Annotated in this window: 13 protein-coding genes; 4 read left to right on the top strand and 9 right to left on the bottom strand. The window is 75.8% G+C overall.

The genetic code is table 11. The features are described from left to right. Nucleotides 1–80 precede the first annotated feature (80 nt). Nucleotides 81–1,787, top strand: a complete 1,707-nt coding sequence (locus tag DPM19_RS36925; protein ID WP_111864126.1) for a serine/threonine-protein kinase — start codon at nt 81–83, stop codon at nt 1,785–1,787. A gap of 7 nt (nt 1,788–1,794) precedes the next feature. Here the strand turns inward: DPM19_RS36925 and DPM19_RS07725 are convergent, their stop codons facing one another. The 8 genes from DPM19_RS07725 to DPM19_RS07760 all read right to left on the bottom strand — a co-directional run bounded on the left by DPM19_RS07725 (nt 1,795) and on the right by DPM19_RS07760 (nt 9,581). Further along, the gene (locus DPM19_RS07725) at nt 1,795–2,460 is read right to left on the bottom strand and encodes a response regulator transcription factor (protein ID WP_111864127.1); all 666 of its coding nucleotides are present in this window, start codon (nt 2,458–2,460) and stop codon (nt 1,795–1,797) included. Further along, nucleotides 2,457–3,713 (bottom strand): sensor histidine kinase, encoded by a 1,257-nt coding sequence (locus DPM19_RS07730; protein WP_111864128.1) that lies wholly within the window; start codon nt 3,711–3,713, stop codon nt 2,457–2,459. The genes DPM19_RS07725 and DPM19_RS07730 overlap by 4 nt, the downstream gene beginning before the upstream one ends. Nucleotides 3,714–3,792: 79 nt before the next feature. Continuing rightward, a complete protein-coding gene (locus DPM19_RS07735; protein ID WP_111864129.1) occupies nt 3,793–4,695 on the bottom strand; it encodes a cytochrome P450 in 903 nt (300 codons plus the stop codon). Nucleotides 4,696–4,810: 115 nt separating this feature from the next. Next, complete coding sequence (locus DPM19_RS07740; RefSeq protein ID WP_111864130.1) at nt 4,811–5,491, bottom strand: LuxR C-terminal-related transcriptional regulator; 681 nt, start codon at nt 5,489–5,491, stop codon at nt 4,811–4,813. Further along, a complete protein-coding gene (locus tag DPM19_RS07745; RefSeq protein WP_111864131.1) occupies nt 5,488–6,186 on the bottom strand; it encodes a sensor histidine kinase in 699 nt (232 codons plus the stop codon). The genes DPM19_RS07740 and DPM19_RS07745 overlap by 4 nt, the downstream gene beginning before the upstream one ends. Before the next feature lie 352 nt (nt 6,187–6,538). Next, the gene (locus tag DPM19_RS07750) at nt 6,539–7,681 is read right to left on the bottom strand and encodes a glycosyltransferase (protein WP_111864132.1); all 1,143 of its coding nucleotides are present in this window, start codon (nt 7,679–7,681) and stop codon (nt 6,539–6,541) included. Continuing rightward, nucleotides 7,678–8,826 carry a polysaccharide biosynthesis protein gene (locus tag DPM19_RS07755; protein ID WP_111864133.1) on the bottom strand — a complete coding sequence of 383 codons (1,149 nt, stop codon included), beginning with the start codon at nt 8,824–8,826 and terminating at the stop codon, nt 7,678–7,680. Before DPM19_RS07755 ends, DPM19_RS07750 begins: the two co-directional genes overlap by 4 nt. A gap of 89 nt (nt 8,827–8,915) precedes the next feature. Further along, a complete protein-coding gene (locus DPM19_RS07760; RefSeq protein ID WP_111864136.1) occupies nt 8,916–9,581 on the bottom strand; it encodes a response regulator in 666 nt (221 codons plus the stop codon). A gap of 83 nt (nt 9,582–9,664) precedes the next feature. Here DPM19_RS07760 and DPM19_RS07765 point away from each other — a divergent pair, with 83 nt between their 5' ends. The 3 genes from DPM19_RS07765 (at nt 9,665) to DPM19_RS07775 (ending at nt 13,628) form a co-directional block, all read left to right on the top strand. Next, nucleotides 9,665–10,249, top strand: a complete 585-nt coding sequence (locus DPM19_RS07765) for a TetR/AcrR family transcriptional regulator (RefSeq protein ID WP_233509964.1) — start codon at nt 9,665–9,667, stop codon at nt 10,247–10,249. 297 nt (nt 10,250–10,546) lie between these two features. Further along, nucleotides 10,547–11,845: a PucR family transcriptional regulator gene (locus tag DPM19_RS07770; protein WP_233509965.1), complete on the top strand. Its 1,299-nt coding sequence runs from the start codon at nt 10,547–10,549 to the stop codon at nt 11,843–11,845. A gap of 58 nt (nt 11,846–11,903) precedes the next feature. Then, entirely contained in the window at nt 11,904–13,628 is a 1,725-nt protein-coding gene (locus DPM19_RS07775; protein ID WP_111864141.1) for a bis-aminopropyl spermidine synthase family protein, read from the top strand. A 293-nt stretch (nt 13,629–13,921) separates the two neighbouring features. On the opposite strand, the gene DPM19_RS36740 is transcribed toward DPM19_RS07775, so the two are convergent. Beyond that, complete coding sequence (locus DPM19_RS36740) at nt 13,922–17,725, bottom strand: D-alanyl-D-alanine carboxypeptidase family protein (protein WP_267900867.1); 3,804 nt, start codon at nt 17,723–17,725, stop codon at nt 13,922–13,924. Nucleotides 17,726–17,775: the final 50 nt, after the last annotated feature.

Below are 17,775 nucleotides of genomic sequence, written 5' to 3' on the forward strand. Positions count from 1 at the left end.
CGGCTCGCGCGTCCCACTTGCGTCGGGCGTCCGGGACGCCGCACCGGTCAGTACGCCTTCCAGCGGGGGACCATCCACTCATGGAGCATCAGCAGGGCCAGATGCTGGGCCGCCGCTACCGGCTGGACACGGTCGTCGGGCGGGGCGGCATGGGAACGGTGTGGCTGGCCTACGACGAGATGCTCGACCGCCAGGTCGCGGTCAAGGAGGTCCTGCTGCCGCCCGGCCTCAGCGACGGCGAACGGGACGTCCTCTACCAGCGCACGTTCCGCGAGGCGCGGGCCTCCGCCCGGCTGAACCACCCCGGCGTCGTCACCGTCCACGACGTGCTGGAGGAGACGGGCCGGCCGTGGATCGTGATGGAGTTCGTGCGGGCCAGGTCGCTCCAGGAACTCATCGACGAGGAGGGCCGCGTCCCGCCGTGGCGGGCCGCCGACATCGGCCGGCAGGTGCTGCTGGCACTGCGGCACGCCCACCAGAAGGGCATCCTGCACCGCGACGTCAAGCCCAGCAACGTCCTGATCACCGATGACGACCGCGTGGTGCTCACCGACTTCGGCATCGCCCAGGTCGAGGGCGACGCCACCCTCACCCAGACCGGGCTGGTGATGGGCTCGCCCGCATACATCCCGCCGGAGCGGGCGCAGGGCGAGCGGGCGGTGCCCGCCTCCGACCTGTGGGCGCTGGGCGCCACGCTGTACGCGGCGGTGGAGGGGCGGTCGCCCTACGAGCGCTCCGACGCCATGGCGTCGCTGGCCGCGGTGCTCAGCGAGTCGGTGCGGCCGGCCCGCAACGCCGGCCCGCTGTGGCCGGTGCTCGACGGGCTGCTGGCCCGCCGCCCGGCCGACCGGATGACCGCCGACCGGGCCCTGCCGATGCTCACCGAGGCCGCCACGTCCCGCGGGCAGGTCGAGACCGTCCGCGACCCCGGCGACCTGGCCACCCGGTCCGACGAGCCGTCCGGGCCGCGCGACTTCGCGGCCGAGACGGTGTCCGACTCGGCGGAGCTGGAGGCGCTCGGCCGGTACGGCCCGCCCGCCCCCCGCCCGGGCGAGTGGGAACCCGAGCAGCGCACCCTGCTGGGCGGCGACTGGACGACCCACTCACCGGAACCGCCGCCCACCTGGGGTCCCCCGCACCCCGCCCCGGCCCGGCCGGACCGGGAGCGCACCAAGACCATCGCGATCGTCGTGATCGCCGGCGTGCTGGTGGTGGCGGCCGTCCTGGCGGGCGCGCTCATCCTGCGGGGCAAGCGCAACGCCGCGCCCGACCCGCCCGGCTACAGCGGCCGGCCGCAGGAGCAGGTGACGGTGACCGTCGGCACGGCCGGCGGGAACACCCCCACTCCGAAGATCCCGCCCGGGTACACGACGCGGACCGAGGACGGGTTCGCGGTGGCCGTCCCGCAGGGCTGGACCCGCCAGGTGCAGGGGCAGAACATCTTCTACCGCGCCCCGGACGGCTCGGCGCTGCTCCAGGTCAGCACGATCGCCTGGACGGGCACCCCGACCCAGCAGGCGCAGGCGTTCAGCGCGGCCCAGCAGGGCCCCCAGACGCGGTTCCCCGGCTACACCCAGGAGGGCCTCGCCCAGCTGACCTACCTGGGCGGCGATGCCGCTGACCTGCAGTTCAGCTACGTCTCCGAGGGCGTCCACCAGCGCGCGGTCGACCGCTTCTTCCGGGCGGGCGGGCGGGAGTACGCCATCTACTACCGCACCACCGCTGCCGCCTGGTCCGGCGACGAGGGGCGGCGGGCGGCCATCTTCGGCTCCTTCCGCCCGGGCTGACCGGGCGTCAGGTGAGCCAGCCGGGCCGGACCAGGCCGGACTCGTAGGCGAAGACCACGAGCTGGGCGCGGTCGCGGGCGCCGAGCTTGACCATCGTCCGGCTCACGTGGGTCTTGGCGGTGGCCGGGCTGACGACCAGCCGGGCGGCGATCTCCTCGTTGGTCAGCCCCTCGCCGACCAGCGCCATGACCTCGCGTTCCCGGTCGGTGAGGGCGTTCAGGCGCAGCGCGGGGCCGGGCTCCTTGGTCCGGGTGGCGAACTCGGCGATCAGCCGGCGGGTCACGCTCGGCGACAGCAGCGCGTCCCCGGCCGCGACCGCCCGGACGGCGTGGATCAGCTCCACCGGCTCGGTGTCCTTGACGAGGAACCCGCTGGCCCCGCCGCGCAGCGCTTCGAAGACGTACTCGTCCAGCTCGAACGTGGTCAGGATGACGATCCGGGCGTCGGCCAGCCGCTCGTCGGCGGCGATCCGGCGGGTGGCGGCCAGCCCGTCGAGCACCGGCATCCGGATGTCCATCAGGATGACGTCGGGGTGCAGCCGGCGCGCCTGCGCGACCGCCTCCTCGCCGTCGCCGGCCTCGCCGACCACCTCGATGTCGCGCTGCGCGTCGAGCAGCGCCCGGAAGCCCGCGCGCACCAGGGCCTGGTCGTCGGCGAGCATGACCTTGATCATTTCTCTTCCGTCCCCTCGTGGACGGGCAGGACGGCCCGCACCTGGAAACCGCCGCCGGGCCGGGGCCCCGCGCTGAAGGTACCGCCGAGCGCGGCGGCGCGCTCGCGCATCCCGTGGATGCCGTTGCCGCCGGGGTGGTCGTCGAGCAGCGAGACCCCCCGGCCGTCGTCCTCGACCTGGACGGAGACATGGTCGGCGGCGTAGGAGATCCGGACGAGCGCGGTCAGCGGCCCGGGCCCGGCGTGCCGCGTCACGTTGGTCAGCGACTCCTGGACGATCCGGAAGGCGGCGAGGTCCACCCCGGCAGGTAGCGGGCGCCGGTCGCCCTCGAACTCCGCCCGCACCCGCAGCCCGGCGGACTCCGCCCGGCCGACGAGTTCCTCCAGCCGGTCCAGCCCGGCGGTGGGCGAGCGCGGGGCCACCTCGCCCTGCTGCCGCAGCACGCCGATCACCGAGCGCATCTCGGTCAGCGCCTCCTTGCTGGCCTCCTTGATGGCGGCCAGTGCCGTCCGGGCCTGGCCCGGGTCGTCGTCCATGAGGTGCAGGGCGACCCCGGCCTGCACGTTGATCATCGAGATGTTGTGGGCCAGCACGTCGTGCAGTTCCCGGGCGATGCGCAGCCGCTCGTCGCTGGCCCGGCGGCGGTCCTCCTCCGCCCGGCCGCGGGCCGCCTCGGCGGCCTTCTCGCTGCGGATCCGGACGAGGTCGGCTCCGATCAGCACCACGAACGCCCAGCCCAGCAGCAGGGCGGCGGTGGCGAGGCCGGGCCGGTCCACCGGGAAGAGCCGGTCGCCCTGCCCGCGCCGCTCGACGTCCACCCCGATCAGCGAGGCGACGGCGAAGAACGCCGCGAACGAGGTCAGGGTGCCGACCCAGGCCAGCAGCCGGTGGCCGGCCACGACGACCGCGACCAGGGCCACCGCGGCGGCCAGGAACGCCGGCCCGTACACGTGGGCGCGCAGGTAGTACAGCAGCGTGACCAGGCCGGTGCCGAGGGCCACCGGGATGGGGTACCGGCGGCGTGCCAGTAGCAGCACCGGGCCCGCCACCAGCAGCGCCACCCCGAACGGGTCGAGTTCCCGGAACATGTGGTGGCGCGGGTCGTCGAGGTGCGGGCCGCCGTGCGGGCCGTACTTGTCGCTCTGCGCGCCGAACGACCCCGCCAGTTGGACCACGCCGACCAGCAGCGGCACCACCCAGGCGGGCAGCTCGCCCGGCCGGGGCCAGCGCGGGTGGGCGGGGTGGTCGCTCATACCTCGCACGCTAGAGGACGCCGGAACGTGCCGGCATCGGCCGGTGGCGGTGCCCGTCCCTACTCCCGGCGGAGTACGCTCACCCGTCCTGAGCGGGGCGCAGGGGGAGGCAGGAGAAGCCGTTGCGGGTGATCGAGCGCAGCCGCAGCGGGCGGCCGGCGACCTCGATACGGCCCGGCCGGTCGAGGATCGCGCCGATGACGGCGCGCAACTGGGTGCGGGCCGGTTCGACGGCGGAGCAGTGCCGGGCGGCCTCGCCGTGCAGGAGGTGCCGGCCCGGGGGGCGGCCGATGTCGAACCGGCCGGGGTCCTCGAACACCTCGTCGTCGTGGTTGGCGGCGGCGATCCAGGCCGCGACCTGCTCGCCGGGGCGCATCGGCACGCCGCCGAGCGAGGTGGTCCGCCGTACCGTGCGGCGTACCTGGATCACCGGCGACCACCAGCGCAGCATCTCCTCCAGCGCGCCGGCCAGCAGGTCGCGGTCGCGGCGCAGCCGCGCGTACTGGTCGGGATGCCGCAGCAGCGCGTACACCCCGCCCGACACGGCGTCGCGCACCGGGCCGGGCAGGCCGGCCATGACCTCGCCGACCAGGTCGGCGGTGCCGCGCCCGGACAGCAGGTCCAGGAGCTTCGCCGCCCGCCGCGCCGGTTCGCCGGCGGGCTGCCGGCCCGGGCCGGGCGGGGCCGAGGAGGCCGGGCGGCGGCGCGGCGCGGTGGCGCGGCGCATCCAGGTGCCGAGCGGGTGCGGGGCGTCCGGGGCGCGGACGAAGATCTGCGGGTGCTCGAAGACGTGCCGCACGTCGGTGTACCGGAGGACGGCCCACAGGCCGGCGCCGTCCTCGGCCCCGTCGGGGATCCACACCACGGGGGTCCGGGCCCGCAGCCGGGCGAGCTGGTCGTGCGGCATGCCGCGGATGTAGGTGTCGGGGGAGGAGATGACAGCGATGTCGGAGACGGGGATAGCGCCTCGTCGCTGAGGCATCCGGTGCTCCTCTCCGGCATGGATCGGGCGCGAACCCGGGGGTGATCCTGGCCGTTGAAACGGATTCAGCGTGCTCCTACCCGAATGACGGCCGAGCCACGCTCGGGGTTGACCTTCAGTTGATCAACCATTCGCCGGTCTCGACGCTGACCAGACCGTGCCGGGCGGCCTCGACCACGGCCTCGCGCTGGGAGTGCACCCCGAGCTTGGTCAGCACGCTCTGCACGTGGCTGCGCGCGGTGCTGCGGGTGACGCCCATGGCCTTGGCCAGCGCGGCGGTGGATTCGCCCCGGGCCAGCCGGGTCAGCACCTCCCGTTCGCGGGGGGTCAGGAACCGGGCCACCCGGGCCACGTGGGAGGTGCCGGCGGGCGGGCGGCGCGCCGGGGCGTCCGGGTGGGCGGCCCGACCGGATCCGGTCAGCGGATCGACGACCACCTCGCCCGCGTGCACCCGGTCCAGCAGCGCCAGGATCTCCCGGGGCTGCTGGCCCTTGGAGGCGAACCCGCTGATCCCCATCGCCAGCCCGGCCTCCAGCAGGTCCGGGCCCAGCGAGCCGGACAGGAGCACCAGGCGGGTGGCGGGCGCGGCGGCCCGCAGCTCCGGGACGAGGTCGAGCACCGGGCCCGCGGGGAAGTGCAGGTCGACCAGGCAGAGGTCGGCGGGACGGGCGCGCAGCATCGCGGGCAGCTCGTCGGGGGAGTAGCAGACCCCGACGACGTCGTGTCCCGCCTCGCCGAGCACCACGGAGAAGGAGTCGGCGAAGACGGGGTGGTCGTCGCAGATGAGGATCCTCATAGCGGATGCAGGGGTGGTGGGGCGGCCGGCAGCAGGATGCGGACCCGGGCCCCGCCGGGTTCGCCGGCGCCGATCTCCAGCCCGCCGCCGTGCTCGGCGACGAGGTCGTGCACGATGCCCAGCCCGAGCGAGGCCAGCCCGCCCGAGCCGGCGCCGAACCCCGGGCCGTCGTCGTCGACCTGGATCGTCACCCATCCCCGGTCGGCGCCGACCCGGACGTCCACCCGCCCGGCGGCGACCCGGCAGGCGTTGTCGAGGACGTTGCGCAGCGCCCGCCACAGCGCGACCGCGTCCATGTGCGCCCAGGCGGGCTCGGCGGTGCAACCGACCGCCAGCGTGGTGGCCAGCCGCAGCCCGGTCACCACCTCGGTGGCGAGTTCGTCCACCCGGACCCGCTCGGGCCGGGCCGGTGCCGGCCCGGCCGCCGCCTCGTCGTCCTCTTCCTCGAGTTGCCGGAGCAGGTGGTCGAGCCAGCGGGTCTCGCCCAGCAGTTGGTCGATGCGCTCGCGGCTGCGCGGCCCGACGTCGTCGGAGACGGAGACCGCGGAGGCGAGCATGATGATCGTGCCGAGTTCGTGGCGGATGTCGTGCCGCAACCGCCGCCGTCGGAGCGCCGGGTCCCCGGTCCGGTGCTCTGACGTCTCGGTGATTTCGGGCGGGTCGATCGGTGAGAACCGAGACGGCCCGTTGCTCATGTCGAAGACCCCCGTCCGGGAACGGCACCTTGGTGACCGCCGCTCGAGATGGCCGAAATGACCACCCTATTTCCCCGTGCGACCCGGCACTGGCCGGAAGCGGTCAGCGCAAGGATATTAAACGATGGTTAAAGTCGGCGCATCTCAAAGTTGATTGATGCTGTCTTGTCCGTTATCTAGATACTTACGGCGGGGGGCTGGACAAAGTCGCACTTGTAAGAAAGTGCAGGTGGGGGTGCTTGTCGCGGGTGATGGTCGGGCCGGAATCGCCTTCGCTGTCAGACTTAGACGCGCCCGGGAGCTTTGCACGGACCAAATGATCACCTTTCGGCGCTGGTGGGATTTTCGGCGGTCACGGAACAGGCGGGTAATCTCCGCGATATATCGCGTCCAGTACCGAGCCCAGATGCTCGGGCGTGAACCATTCGCCCACCAGGACCCGCGCCTGCTCGGTCATCCGGCGCGCCGCCGCCGGGTGGTCGAGCAGGTGCCCCACCGCGGCGGCCAGCCCGGCCCGGTCCCGGGGCCGCACCAGCAGCCCGGTCTCCCCGGGCCGGACCAGGTCCGGGTGGGAGGGCACCGCCGTGGCCACCAGCGGGACCCCGGCGGCGATCGCCTCGACCAGGGCGCACGGCAGCCCCGCCGAGCGGCCCGGCAACACCATCACATCGAAGGCCGGCAGCAACTCGGGAACGTCACCGCGGTGGCCCAGCCAGCGCATCCGGTCGGCCAGGCCGAGCCGCTCGGTCAGCCCGCGTAGCCGGCCGGCCAGCGGCCCGTCGCCGGCCCAGAGGCCGAACACGTCCTCGGGCAGCCGGGCCAGCGCCCGGACGAACAGTTCGGGGTCCTTGCGCGCGGTGAGCCGGCCCACCGACCCCATCACCCGCACGCCCAGCGGCAGGTCCAGCCGCCGCCGCGCCCGGGCCCGCCCGCCCCGGTGGCCCGCGTACTCCGCGAGGTCCACGGCCGGCCACGACAGGCGGATCCGGTCCGGCGGGGCCAGCCCGAGCAGGGTCGCCCGGGCGGCCGTCCGCGAGCCCACGGCCAGGAAGGCGTGCGTGTGCCGGGCGGCCCGCCGCTCCAGCGCGATCCGCGTCCGGCGGCGGAGCCACGACCGGGACCCGCCCGGCGGCCGGTGCCAGGTGTGCACGATCCGCGGCACGCCGGCCCGGGCCGCCGCGAACCGGCCCAGCAGCCCGTCCCGGCCGTCGTGGGTGTGCACCACGTCGTACCGGCCCGCGGCGAGCACCCGGGTGAGCTCTCGCAGCGCCCGCGGGGCGTCGGCGGGTGAGGTGAGCCCCGGCACCCGGACGATCTCCACCCCCGCCGCGTCCGCCCGCGCCGACAGGTCGCCCGGACCGGCCGGGGCGCCGGTCACCAGCACCCGCTCGTACGCCCGCGGATCCAGGGCGAGCATGCCGTTCAGCGCGACCACTCCCGGGCCGTCGGCGAACCGGCCGAGCACCACCGCCACCCGCGGCCGGGGGGCGCTCACAGGCCCGGGAACCCGGCGGGGCCGGGCCTTCCCCGGGCGGGCCGGTACTCGGGCAGCAGCCGCCGCAGCAGCCGCCGCACGTGCTCGTCGTCGCCGTCGTCGGCGGCGAGGTAGAGGTCGTCCAGCAGCCGCGGCAGGCCGGCCGGCAGCGGTGCCGGACGGGTTCCCCAGATGGCCGGGTGGGCGGTCCGCACCCGCCGCTCGCCGGCGGAGAAGAGCCGCTCGACGACCTTCTCGCCCGGCCGCGGCCCGGTGAACCGGATGGTGACGTCCGGGCGCCCCAACTGCCCGGCGTAGCGGTGCACGAGATCGAGGACGGGCACCGGGGGGCCCATGTCGAGCGCGAAGACCTCGGCCTCCTCGGCGAGCCCGCCCGCCTCCAGCAGCAGCCCCGCCGCCTCCCCGGCGGTCATCAGGTGCCGGGCCAGGTCGGGGTGGGCCAGGGTGATCGTCTCGCCCCGGACGATCGGCCCGGCCAGCGTGCCGAGCAGCGGCCCGGGCGGGCCGAGCACGACGCCCAGCCGGGCCGAGGCGAACCTGGTCGGCCCGCCCGCCACGGTCTGCATCACCATCTCGCCCAGCCGCGCCACCGCCCCGCACACCGACGCGGGGTCGGCGGCCTTGTCGGTGGAGCAGTGCACCAGGTGTTCCACCCCGTGCCGGACCGCGGCGGTGGCCAGCCGGTGGGTGCCCAGCAGGTTCCAGGTCACCGCGCGGGCCGGGGCGCGTTCCAGTTCGGCCGTCCCGGTCAGGCCGGCGGTGTGCACCACCAGTTCCGGGCGGAGCCCGCCCAGCGCCCGGTCCAGCCCGGCGTGGTCGCGGACATCCGACTCGATCATGACGACCCGGTCGCGGTCGAGCAGCCCGGTCATCTCGTGCCCCACCCTGGCCAGGCCGTCCGGGTCGCGGTCGAGCAGGCCCAGCGCCGCCGGGCCGAGCCGCTTGATCCGATGGCACAGCGCGCCGCCCACGGTGCCCGCGGCCCCGGTCACCAGCACCCGGCGCCCGGCGACCAGGCGGTGGGCACGTCGCCCGGCCACGTCCGCCTCCGCCCGGCCGAGCAGCCGGGCCAGCGGGGTCGCCGGCCCGGGGGAGGGAACGCGGTGCGGGAGTTCCGGTGCGGTCAGCCCCCGACGTCTCACCATCAACCTCCGTCCGGATGAAGCGTAGGGACGCCCGCCCCGGCCGGCCTCGCGCAACGAGACGATGGGCCGCTACGCCAAATGCTGGTCGGTCATCCCCGCTCCCGGGGGCGCAGCCCCGCCCGCATGGCCAGGGTGATCGCCTCCAGGGCCGAGTGCAGCCCCAGCTTCGCCAGCAGGTTCTGGGTGTGGGTGCGGACCGTGTTCGCCGACAGCCCCAGCCGGTCGGCGATGTCGGCCCGGCTGAGCCCGTCGACCATGCACTGGAGCACCTCGTGCTCGCGGGGGGTGAGCTCGTCCAGCGTCCGGCCGGCCGGGGACGGCGCGGGCATGCCGTCCAGCAGCGCGCGCAGCACGTCGCCCAGCGAGTCCGGCGGCAGCCGGCCGCCCCGCCCGGCCGCGTCGCGGATCACCTGGGCGACCAGATCGGGGCTCTCGGTCTTCGACAGCCAGCCGACGGCACCGCGCCGCACCGCCTCGACGATCAGGTGCGTGTCGCCGGTCGCGGTCAGCATCACCGCCCGCACCCCGGGGTGGTCGGCCCGGATCCGGTCCAGCAGGTCGAGGCCGCTCTCCGGGCCGAGCGCCAGGTCCAGCACCACCACCCGGGGCCGCTCGGTGGCGATCAGCGCGAGGGCCCGGCGGACGTCGGCGGCCACGGGCAGCAGGACCAGGCCGGGCTCGTGGCCCAGACGGGCCGAGAGGGCCTCGGCGAACAGCGTGTGGTCGTCCACGATCAGGACGCGGATGGGGTGCATGCTCCGACGATGTCGTTTCCGGGCGCCGCGCGGATCCCGCAAACGCTGTACGACAGGATGGATTCCTCATCCGAGGAGGCACCGTGACCGGCCGGACCCCCAGCAAGGACCAGCAGGCCCGCCGGAGCCGGCTGGTCGAGGCGGCGCGGGAACTCGCGCTCGAAGGCGGGTACGCCGCCGTGACCATGCATGACGTGGCCGACCGGGCCGAGGCCGGGCGGGCCACCGTCTACCGTTACTTCGCCTCCAAGGACCACCTGCTCATCGAGGTGGCGGCCGTCTGGGCCCGCGAGACCACCGCCGATCTCGACGCCCGGGCCGTCGGCGGGACCCCGGTGGAGCGGCTGGCCGAGCTGCTGGAGCGGATCGTCGAGGTGGCCGCGGCCGAGCGCACGCTCACCTCCGCGATAATTCAGGCGGTCACCTCGTCCGACCCCGCGGTGGACCCCGAGCGCACGGAACTGTTCCTGTTCGTCCGTGACCGGCTGGCCACCGCGATCGGCGAGCCGCTGCTCGAACGCGACGACGTCGAGCTGGTGCTGGGGCATCTGCTGCTGTCGGCGTTGGTCAGCCTGACCGCGCTGGGCCGGCCGGCCGAGGAGGTGCGCACCATGGTGCGCACCGCTGCGCGCCTGATGGTGGGGCGGGCCGCCGTGTCGGGCCCATGAACTTACTGACAGTTCTTTACCGGTTAATTCGCGTTTATCCCTATGGTGACGGCCCAGGCCGGGCGGCAGGATTTCCCTCGTACGGAGCCGGCGCACTCCCCGCCTGGCACCGAGAGCAGGTGGTCGCGGGAGCCGTTTCCGGTGGGACTCCCGCGGCCACCCCTCGATCGCGCTTTGTCAGCCGTGTGCTAATCGACCGCCCCGATTGTGTTTGTCGCCCAGCAGTGTCGTACGTCACACCCAGGTAACTTCGGGCTCCCGACGGTTTGTGCCAGTTCGGGTCAGGAGGTGCCACCGGTGTCCACATCGACGATCGGACAGTACGCGAACCTGCAGCCCTGGACCGGGGTGCCGCGGGAGATGGCCGGCCTGTTCCGGCCCAAGCTCAGCGGCGTCGCCGAGGAGATGATCGACGAGATCCAGCGCGGCGTACCGGAGTACGCCCGCCCGCTGGACGAGGAGTACGTGCGGATGGTGCGGCTCGCCGTGGAGGGCGCGCTGCAGCAGTTCGTCGACCTGATCGGCGACTCCGACTCCTCGTGGGAGCCGGTCGCCGCCGTCTACCGGGAGATCGGGTGGGCGGAGGCCAGGGAGGGGCGCAGCCTCGACGCCCTGCAGACCGCGCTGCGGCTGGGCGCCCGGGTGGCCTGGCGGCGGCTGGCGGCCGAAGCGGAGCAGATGAACGTCTCCCGGCGCACGCTCGGCCGGCTGGCCGAGGCCATCTTCGCGTTCCTGGACGAGATCGCCGCCGCGGCGACCGAGGGCTACACCAAGGCCCGCGAGCAGGTGGCCGGGGAACTGGAACACCGCCGCCGGCGGCTGCTCGACCTGCTGCTCGCCGAGCCGCCCGCGGCCCAGCAGGCGATCAGCGACCTGGCCCGGGTGGCGCAGTGGCGGGTGCCGCGCTCGGTCGCCGTGGTGGTGCTGCACGAGCGGGGGCAGGCGCGTTTCTCGCACCCGTCGCTGCCGCCGGAGGTGCTGTCGGACGTCAACCGGCGCGAGCCCTGCCTGGTCGTACCCGACCCGGACGGCCCCGGCCGCGGCGCGATGCTGGAGAACGCGCTGCGCGAGTGGGTCGCCGCGGTCGGCCCCACGGTGCGGCTGGAGGACACCGCCAAGTCGCTGCGCTGGGCCCGGGAGGCCATGCGCCTGGCCCGCCGCGGGGTGCTGCCCGACGACCGGCTGGTCCGCTGCGTCGAGCACATGCCGACCCTGGTGATCTTCAAGGACGAGGAGCTGGTGCGGGCGGTCGCCGTCCAGCGGCTGGCCCCGCTGGAGGAGGTCCGGCCCCGGCACCGCGACCGGCTGGCCCGCACCATGCTGGCCTGCCTGCAGAACGGGTTCAACGCCACCGAAGTGGCCGCCCGGCTGCACGTCCACCCGCAGACCGTCCGGTACCGGCTGCACCAGCTCGAAGAGCTGTTCGGCGAGCGGCTCTACGACCCGACACTGCGGCTGGAGATGGAGATGGTGCTGCACGTGTGGCTGTCGTCGGAGGGGACGGAGACCGCCGAGTCCTCCGCCGACGTGATCTCCCTGGCCGGCAACCGCCGCCCCACCGCGGGCCGCCGCGCCGCCGGCGGCGAGCACCGCTGAGCCGGTGCCGCCCGCCGGAGACGTCCGGCGGGCGGCGCCACCCTGGGACAATCACGGGATGGATCCGACCCCTTCCAGCGCCCCTTCCGCCACGGCCGGCCCCGAGCCGGACGACGGGTTCGGGCCGCTCCAGGAGCTGATGGACGGGTTCGGCATCGACCGGCGCCGCATCGCGGACATCTGCTGCCTGCTCGCGGGCGGCGCGTACCTCTCGGTGGCCGAGATCGTCTCCCGGACGGGCTCCTCCCGGCGCACCGTGGAGATGACGATCGCGGCGGCCGGAGACCGGCTGGAGACCTCCGGCGACGCGTTCCGGGTCGCCCCCGAGCACGTCCTGGCCTACCGGGACCGGTTCCGGTGCGGCGGGTACGCGGCGCCGCCGGCCGACCCGTGGGACGCCCCGGCCGCCGCCGACCCCGCCGCCCTGGCGGAGATGCGGCGGCTCGTCGCGGAGGTGCCCGCGCCGCTCCAGTCCCTCGACCACGTGCCGGCCACGGCCGAGACCGCGCTGAAACGGGCGCACTTCATGCTGCGCGGCTACGACCTGCGGGGCGCGCGCGTCCTCTGCGTCGGGGACCACGACCTGACCTCGCTGGCGCTCTTCCTGGCCGGCGGTGCGGCCGGCCTCGGCGTCACCGTGGTCGACATCGACGAGCGCACCCTGGAGTACATCGATGTCCAGGCCCGCCGGCTCGGCTTCGATGTGCGCGTCCACTACGCGGACCTGCGACTCGGTCTCCCGGCCGCCCTGCGCGACTCGTGCGACCTCGTCTTCACCGACCCGCCGTACACCCCCGAGGGCGTCCGCCTGTTCGCCGCCCGCGGGCTGGCGGCGCTGGCCGACCAGCACAACGGGCGGCTGCTCGTCGCCTACGGGTTCGGCGAGCGGCAGCCCGCGCTCGGGCTGGCCGTCCAGGAGGCGCTGGCCCCGCTGCACCTCGTCTACGAGGCGGTGCTGCCCGGGTTCAACCGTTTCACCGGCGCGCAGGCGATCGGCGCCGCCGCCGCGCTCTACGTGCTGCGGCCCACCCGTCGCAGCCGGGCGGCGGCCGAGGCCCCGGCCGGGACGGGGCCGGGCGTGTACACCCACGGCGTGCAGTCGGTGGAGGCGAAGCCCGCGGGCCTGGACCCCGCGGCGGCGGCCCGGGTGCTGGACCTCGCCGGTCTGGCGGGCGGGCGGAACCTCCTGGTCGGGGACGGCTGGCCGGAGGACGTGCCGGGCCGGCGCGTCGGGCTGGCCCCCTTCCTGGCGGCCCCCCTGCCCCGGGGTGCGCAGGGCCACGACGGGGTGGCCGTCGACCTCCACCCCGGGTACGGCGCGTCCCTGCTCCGGGCGCTGCTGGCCGCCGGCGCGGACCGGGTCGCCGTGCTGTGCCGGAGCGACCTGCCGGAGCTGCGCGACGCGGCGGGCCAGCGCCGGCTGGCGGAACTGGTGGCGCCCAAGTACCGCATCGCCCGGCTGCTCCGCAGCACCCCCGCCCCCGACCTGGCGGTCGTCGTCGCCGAGCGGGCCGAACCGGACCCCGCGGACCCGCCGGCCGTCCTGGCCGCCCACGTCTACGCGCGGGCCCACGGCAAGATCGGCAACTCCTGGCGGGAGGGGCTGATCGCCCTCGACCGGGCCCGCGGCCGGACGCTCACCAAGGCCCGGGCGCGCGCCGCGATCGCGGCGACCGGCCGGGCCGACCTGACCGGGCACACCCTGCTCGACCTGCCCCGCCACGTCCTCCCGGCCCTACGGGAGGCGCTGGCGGCGTCGATCGAAGCCCTGGCCGAGGACTGACCGCCCGGTCCGGCCGGTGGGCGACCCGCCGCCACCGGCGCGGGCCCGGGATTCAGCGGCGCTCGCCGCCGCCCGCCCCGCCCGGCGGCGCTCGTCCCCGCTTCACCCGCTCACCCGCTGGTGCGGTGTCCAGCAGCGTTCACCGGGCCCACCCCTGCCCCGGAACGTGATCGTTGAGGATGGGTGGGCCTCCAGCCCCACCTATCCTCAACGATCACGTTCCGGGCAAGCCGCGCGGTGAGGTCGGTGAACATTGCCGGACACCGTGCTAGCGGCCACCCCGCTCGCTTGGCTCAGCGGGTGGGCGGGTCGCGGCGGATGATCCGGTGCAGGACGTCCGGTGGCTGGAAACGGTGCTGGAGCCGGAGGTCCGTGCGGGTCGCGCCGACGATCAGCGTGCCGACCTTGTGGCCCGCGGCGGCGCTGCGGGGCGGGATGCCCTCGGCCGAGATCCGCACCGTCAGGCCGGGCCAGCCGACCACGGTGACCGGAGTCGCCGCGACCAGCGGGGAACCGCCGCCCAGCCCGTCGTCGACCATGCCCACCCGGGCGCCGGAGGCGGCCAGGGAGGCGCTGGTCATCGCGCCGCCCGCGGCGAGGACGAGCTGGTGGGCGGCGGTCATCGCGGGCATCGCGCCGTTGCCGGTGGGCTGGTCCAGCACGGCGCCGACGATGAGGGCGTCGACCCCGCCGACCCGCCGCCGCGCCGCGAACACGTAGTTGCCGCCGGCCAGGTCGGTGTAACCGGTCTTGCCGCCCACGAAGCCGTTCCGGCCGAGCAGGATGTTCCCGCCCGGCCGGGCGGTGTCCCCGTTGCGGGGGACGTAGGTCTGCTTGGCCACGATCTCGGCGAAGGCGGGGACGCGCATCGCCGCGCGCAGCAGCTTGACCTGGTCGGCCGCGGTGCTCACGGTGCGCGAGTCGTAGCCGCTGGGGTCGGTGTAGGTGGTCGAGTCCATGCCCAGCTCGCGGGCGGTGGCGTTCATCTTGGCCACGAAGGCCGTCAGGTTCCCCGAGTCCCAGCGGGCCAGCTCGTGCGCGATGTTGTTCGCGGAGACGATCATCAACGCTTCCAGCGCCTCCCGCTGGCTGAACTTCTGCCCCGCGGTCACCTCGACCAGCGACTCGCCGCGGCTGATGCGCATCGGCAGCCGGGCGGCCTCCTGCGGCGAGATGGTGAAGGTGGGACCCTCCTCGCCGGACCGCAGCGGGTGGTCGCTGAGGAAGACGTACGCGGTCATCACCTTGGCCACGCTGGCTGTGGGCGTCGGGGTGGTCGGCCCGAACGCGCCCATCGTGCCCAGCCCCTCGACGTCGACCGCCGCCTGACCCTGCGCGGGCCAGGGCAGCCGGGGCGGGGCGCCCGGGAAGGTGTGCGCGGAGGCGGTGGTCAGCCGCAGTGCCGGGTCGGGCAGCGGGCGGACGATCTGGAACGTCGCCCCGGAGACCAGCAGGATCAGGACGAAGAAGACCGCCAGCAGGACTCGCCGCCGCTTCTTGCGCTTCGGCTTCTTCTCCTGCCACGGGTACCCGTCCTCGTCGGACGTGCCGCCCTGGTGCGGCTCCGGGCCGTAGGCGGTGTCCCCGGCCGGCGCGGCCGGCCACGGTTCGTCCTGGAGGTCCACGCCCTCGCCGGCGTACTCCCACGCCCCGGACGCCCGCCCGTACGGCGCGGCCTCGGCCGGGGGCGGCTCGGCGCCGTACGGCGCCTCCTGCGGATATGCGGCGGGGAACCGGTCGTCCGGCCAGTGCGGTCCGCGCGGCGGCGCGTCGTGCCGCATCCCCGCGACCCCCGCGCTCCCCTCGGCTCCCTGGACCCCTGCGTGCGGCGTTCCGGGGTCCGCACGGTGCGGGGCCCGGGTGGCCTCCCCGTACGACGGGTCGGCCGCCGGTGGGGATTGCTCCCACCAGGCCGCCCGTCCGCGGGCCGGGTCGGCGGCGGGCCCCTGCCCGTGCGGTGCGGTCCGGGGCGCCGGCCCGGCGGCCTGCCCGTGCGGCGGTTCGTCCCGGGGTTGTTCCCAGGGTGCGGCTCGGCCCCGGGCGGGGTCCGCATGGGGTGCGGGCTCGGCCCCCGGCCAGTGGTGTTCCGCTCCGTGGGGCGAGGGCGGGGGCTGGGGCGCCGGCGCGGCGGCCTGGTCGTGCGACGAAGCCTGCCGGTGGGGGCCGAACATCGGCTCGGACCGTGGCGCGCCGGGACGGTGCATCCCCGGGTCTTCGGGCGGCGGGGTCCGCCGGTGCTGCTCGTCACGCCAGTACAGGTTCGCGTCTTCGCGGGGAGCGGGCGGGGCACCCGGCGGCGGCGCGGCGTGCCGGACCGGCGGCGGGGCCTGCCCGGCGTGGTCGCCGGGACCGTCCCATGACGCGCCTCTTGGTTCTGGGGTGGGTGTGGTGCTCTGTGGCGGGGTGTGCTCGCTGGGCGCACCCGGCCTTGCCGGTGGGGTGTGTTCGGTGCGGCCGGTGGGGCCGTCCCATGACGTGCTTCTTGGTTCTGGGGTGGGTGTGGTGTCCTGTGGCGGGGTGTGCTCGCTGGGCGCACCCGGCCTTGCCGGTGGGGTGTGTTCGGTGCGGCCGGTGGGGCCGTCCCATGACGTGCTTCTTGGTTCTGGGGTGGGTGTGGTGCTCTGTGGCGGGGTGCGCTCGCCGGGTGCACCCGGCCCCGGCGGCGGGGCGTGTTCGGCCGCCGGGTACGCGGCGCGCGGCGGTCGGGGCCGGTCGGGGGCGTCGTGCGGGTGCTGCCGCGCGTCCTGCCGGTGCCCGGGGCCCTGCGCCGGCGGGGTCGGCCCGGAGGCGGCGGGTTCCCCGGCGGGGCGGGGAGTGTCCTGCGCGGGTGCCTCGGGCGCCGGCCGGGCCGCGGGGGCGGTGCCGTGCGGTGCGGGCGGCACCGCCTCGGCGGTACCGCCGGGCGTGGCCTGAGCGGGGGACGGGCGCGGTCGCTCGTCGTCAGGGCCGGGGTCCGCGGAGCGGGGTTGCTCGGGTGCGGCGGGCTGGACGTGGTGCCGGCCGAAGGCGGGCGGGCGTTCGGCGGGACCGGGCGGGGGCGGCCAGGGGCCTGGCCCGGGCCGGGGCTCGGCCGCCGGACGGTCGTCGCCCTCCTGCTCCTTCGGCCGGGGCCGCTCGACGCGGAAGTCCGCGGTGGCGGTCCGGCCGTCCGGGGTTTCGGCGGTGTCCGGTTCCCGCGGGCCGGACGGGTGCCCGGCGGGGGGCGCCGCGGGCGGCTCGGCGGCGGGGCGTTCGGGCGCGGGCCGCGCGGCCTCGGCGGAGTTCCGGGCGGGCGCCTCCGCGGGCGGTGCGGGCGGCACGGCCCGGGCGGTACCGCCGGGCACGGCCTGGGCTGCGGGTGGTGCGGCGGGACGGTCTTCCTGGACCGGTCCCGTACCGCCGGTGGTCGCGTCGTCCGGCGAGGTTTCCGGGTCGCCGGGCGGCTCCCGGTCCGGTGCGGCGGCGGGTGGCGGAGCGGCGCGCGGCCCCGTGTCCGGCGGGCCCTGCGCCGGTGGGGTCGGCCCGGAGGCCGCGGGTTCCCCGGTGGGGCGGGGGGCGTCCTGCGCGGGCTCCCCGATGTCCTGGCGCGGTGGAGCCTGGGGCGCCGCCGCCTCGGGGACGGGGACCGGTGCGGCGAGCGGCACCGCTCCGGGACCGCCGGCCGGTGCCGTCCCGGGATCGTCGCCGGGCGGTGTCGCCGAGCCGCCCGACCTGGCGGGCGGCCTGAACTCGAGGGTGTCGGAAGCGCGGGAAGGCTCGGCCGGCGCGTCCTCGGCCGGGGAGTGAGGCGGTGCTTCCCGGGTGCCGGTGGACGACCTGAACTCCAGGACGTCGGGCGGGTCGGGAACGTCGTCCTGCGGGCCGGCGAGTACCGCCGGCCCGGTGGCGGGGGGTGCGAACTCGAGGTCGTCCAGCGGATCGGCGGGCGGGGGAGACCAGACGGGCGGGGCGACGGTGAGGGTCAGGGGCGTTTCGACGGGGATGGTGCGGGACGCCTCGGCGGGGTCCGGCTCAACCGCTTCGGACGATTCGTCCGTTTCAACCGGTGCGCCCGTCTGGCGTGATGAGGCCAGCGGAACCCACTCGTTCTCGCCGCCGGGCTCGTGCTGCTTTGTCACGACACGATCCCCCTCTACCCCCTTTTTCGTCCTCAACTACGGGTCGGATG

Source organism: Actinomadura craniellae (assembly GCF_003289645.1).
In the GTDB taxonomy this organism is placed as follows: Bacteria; Actinomycetota; Actinomycetes; order Streptosporangiales; family Streptosporangiaceae; genus Actinomadura_D; species Actinomadura_D craniellae.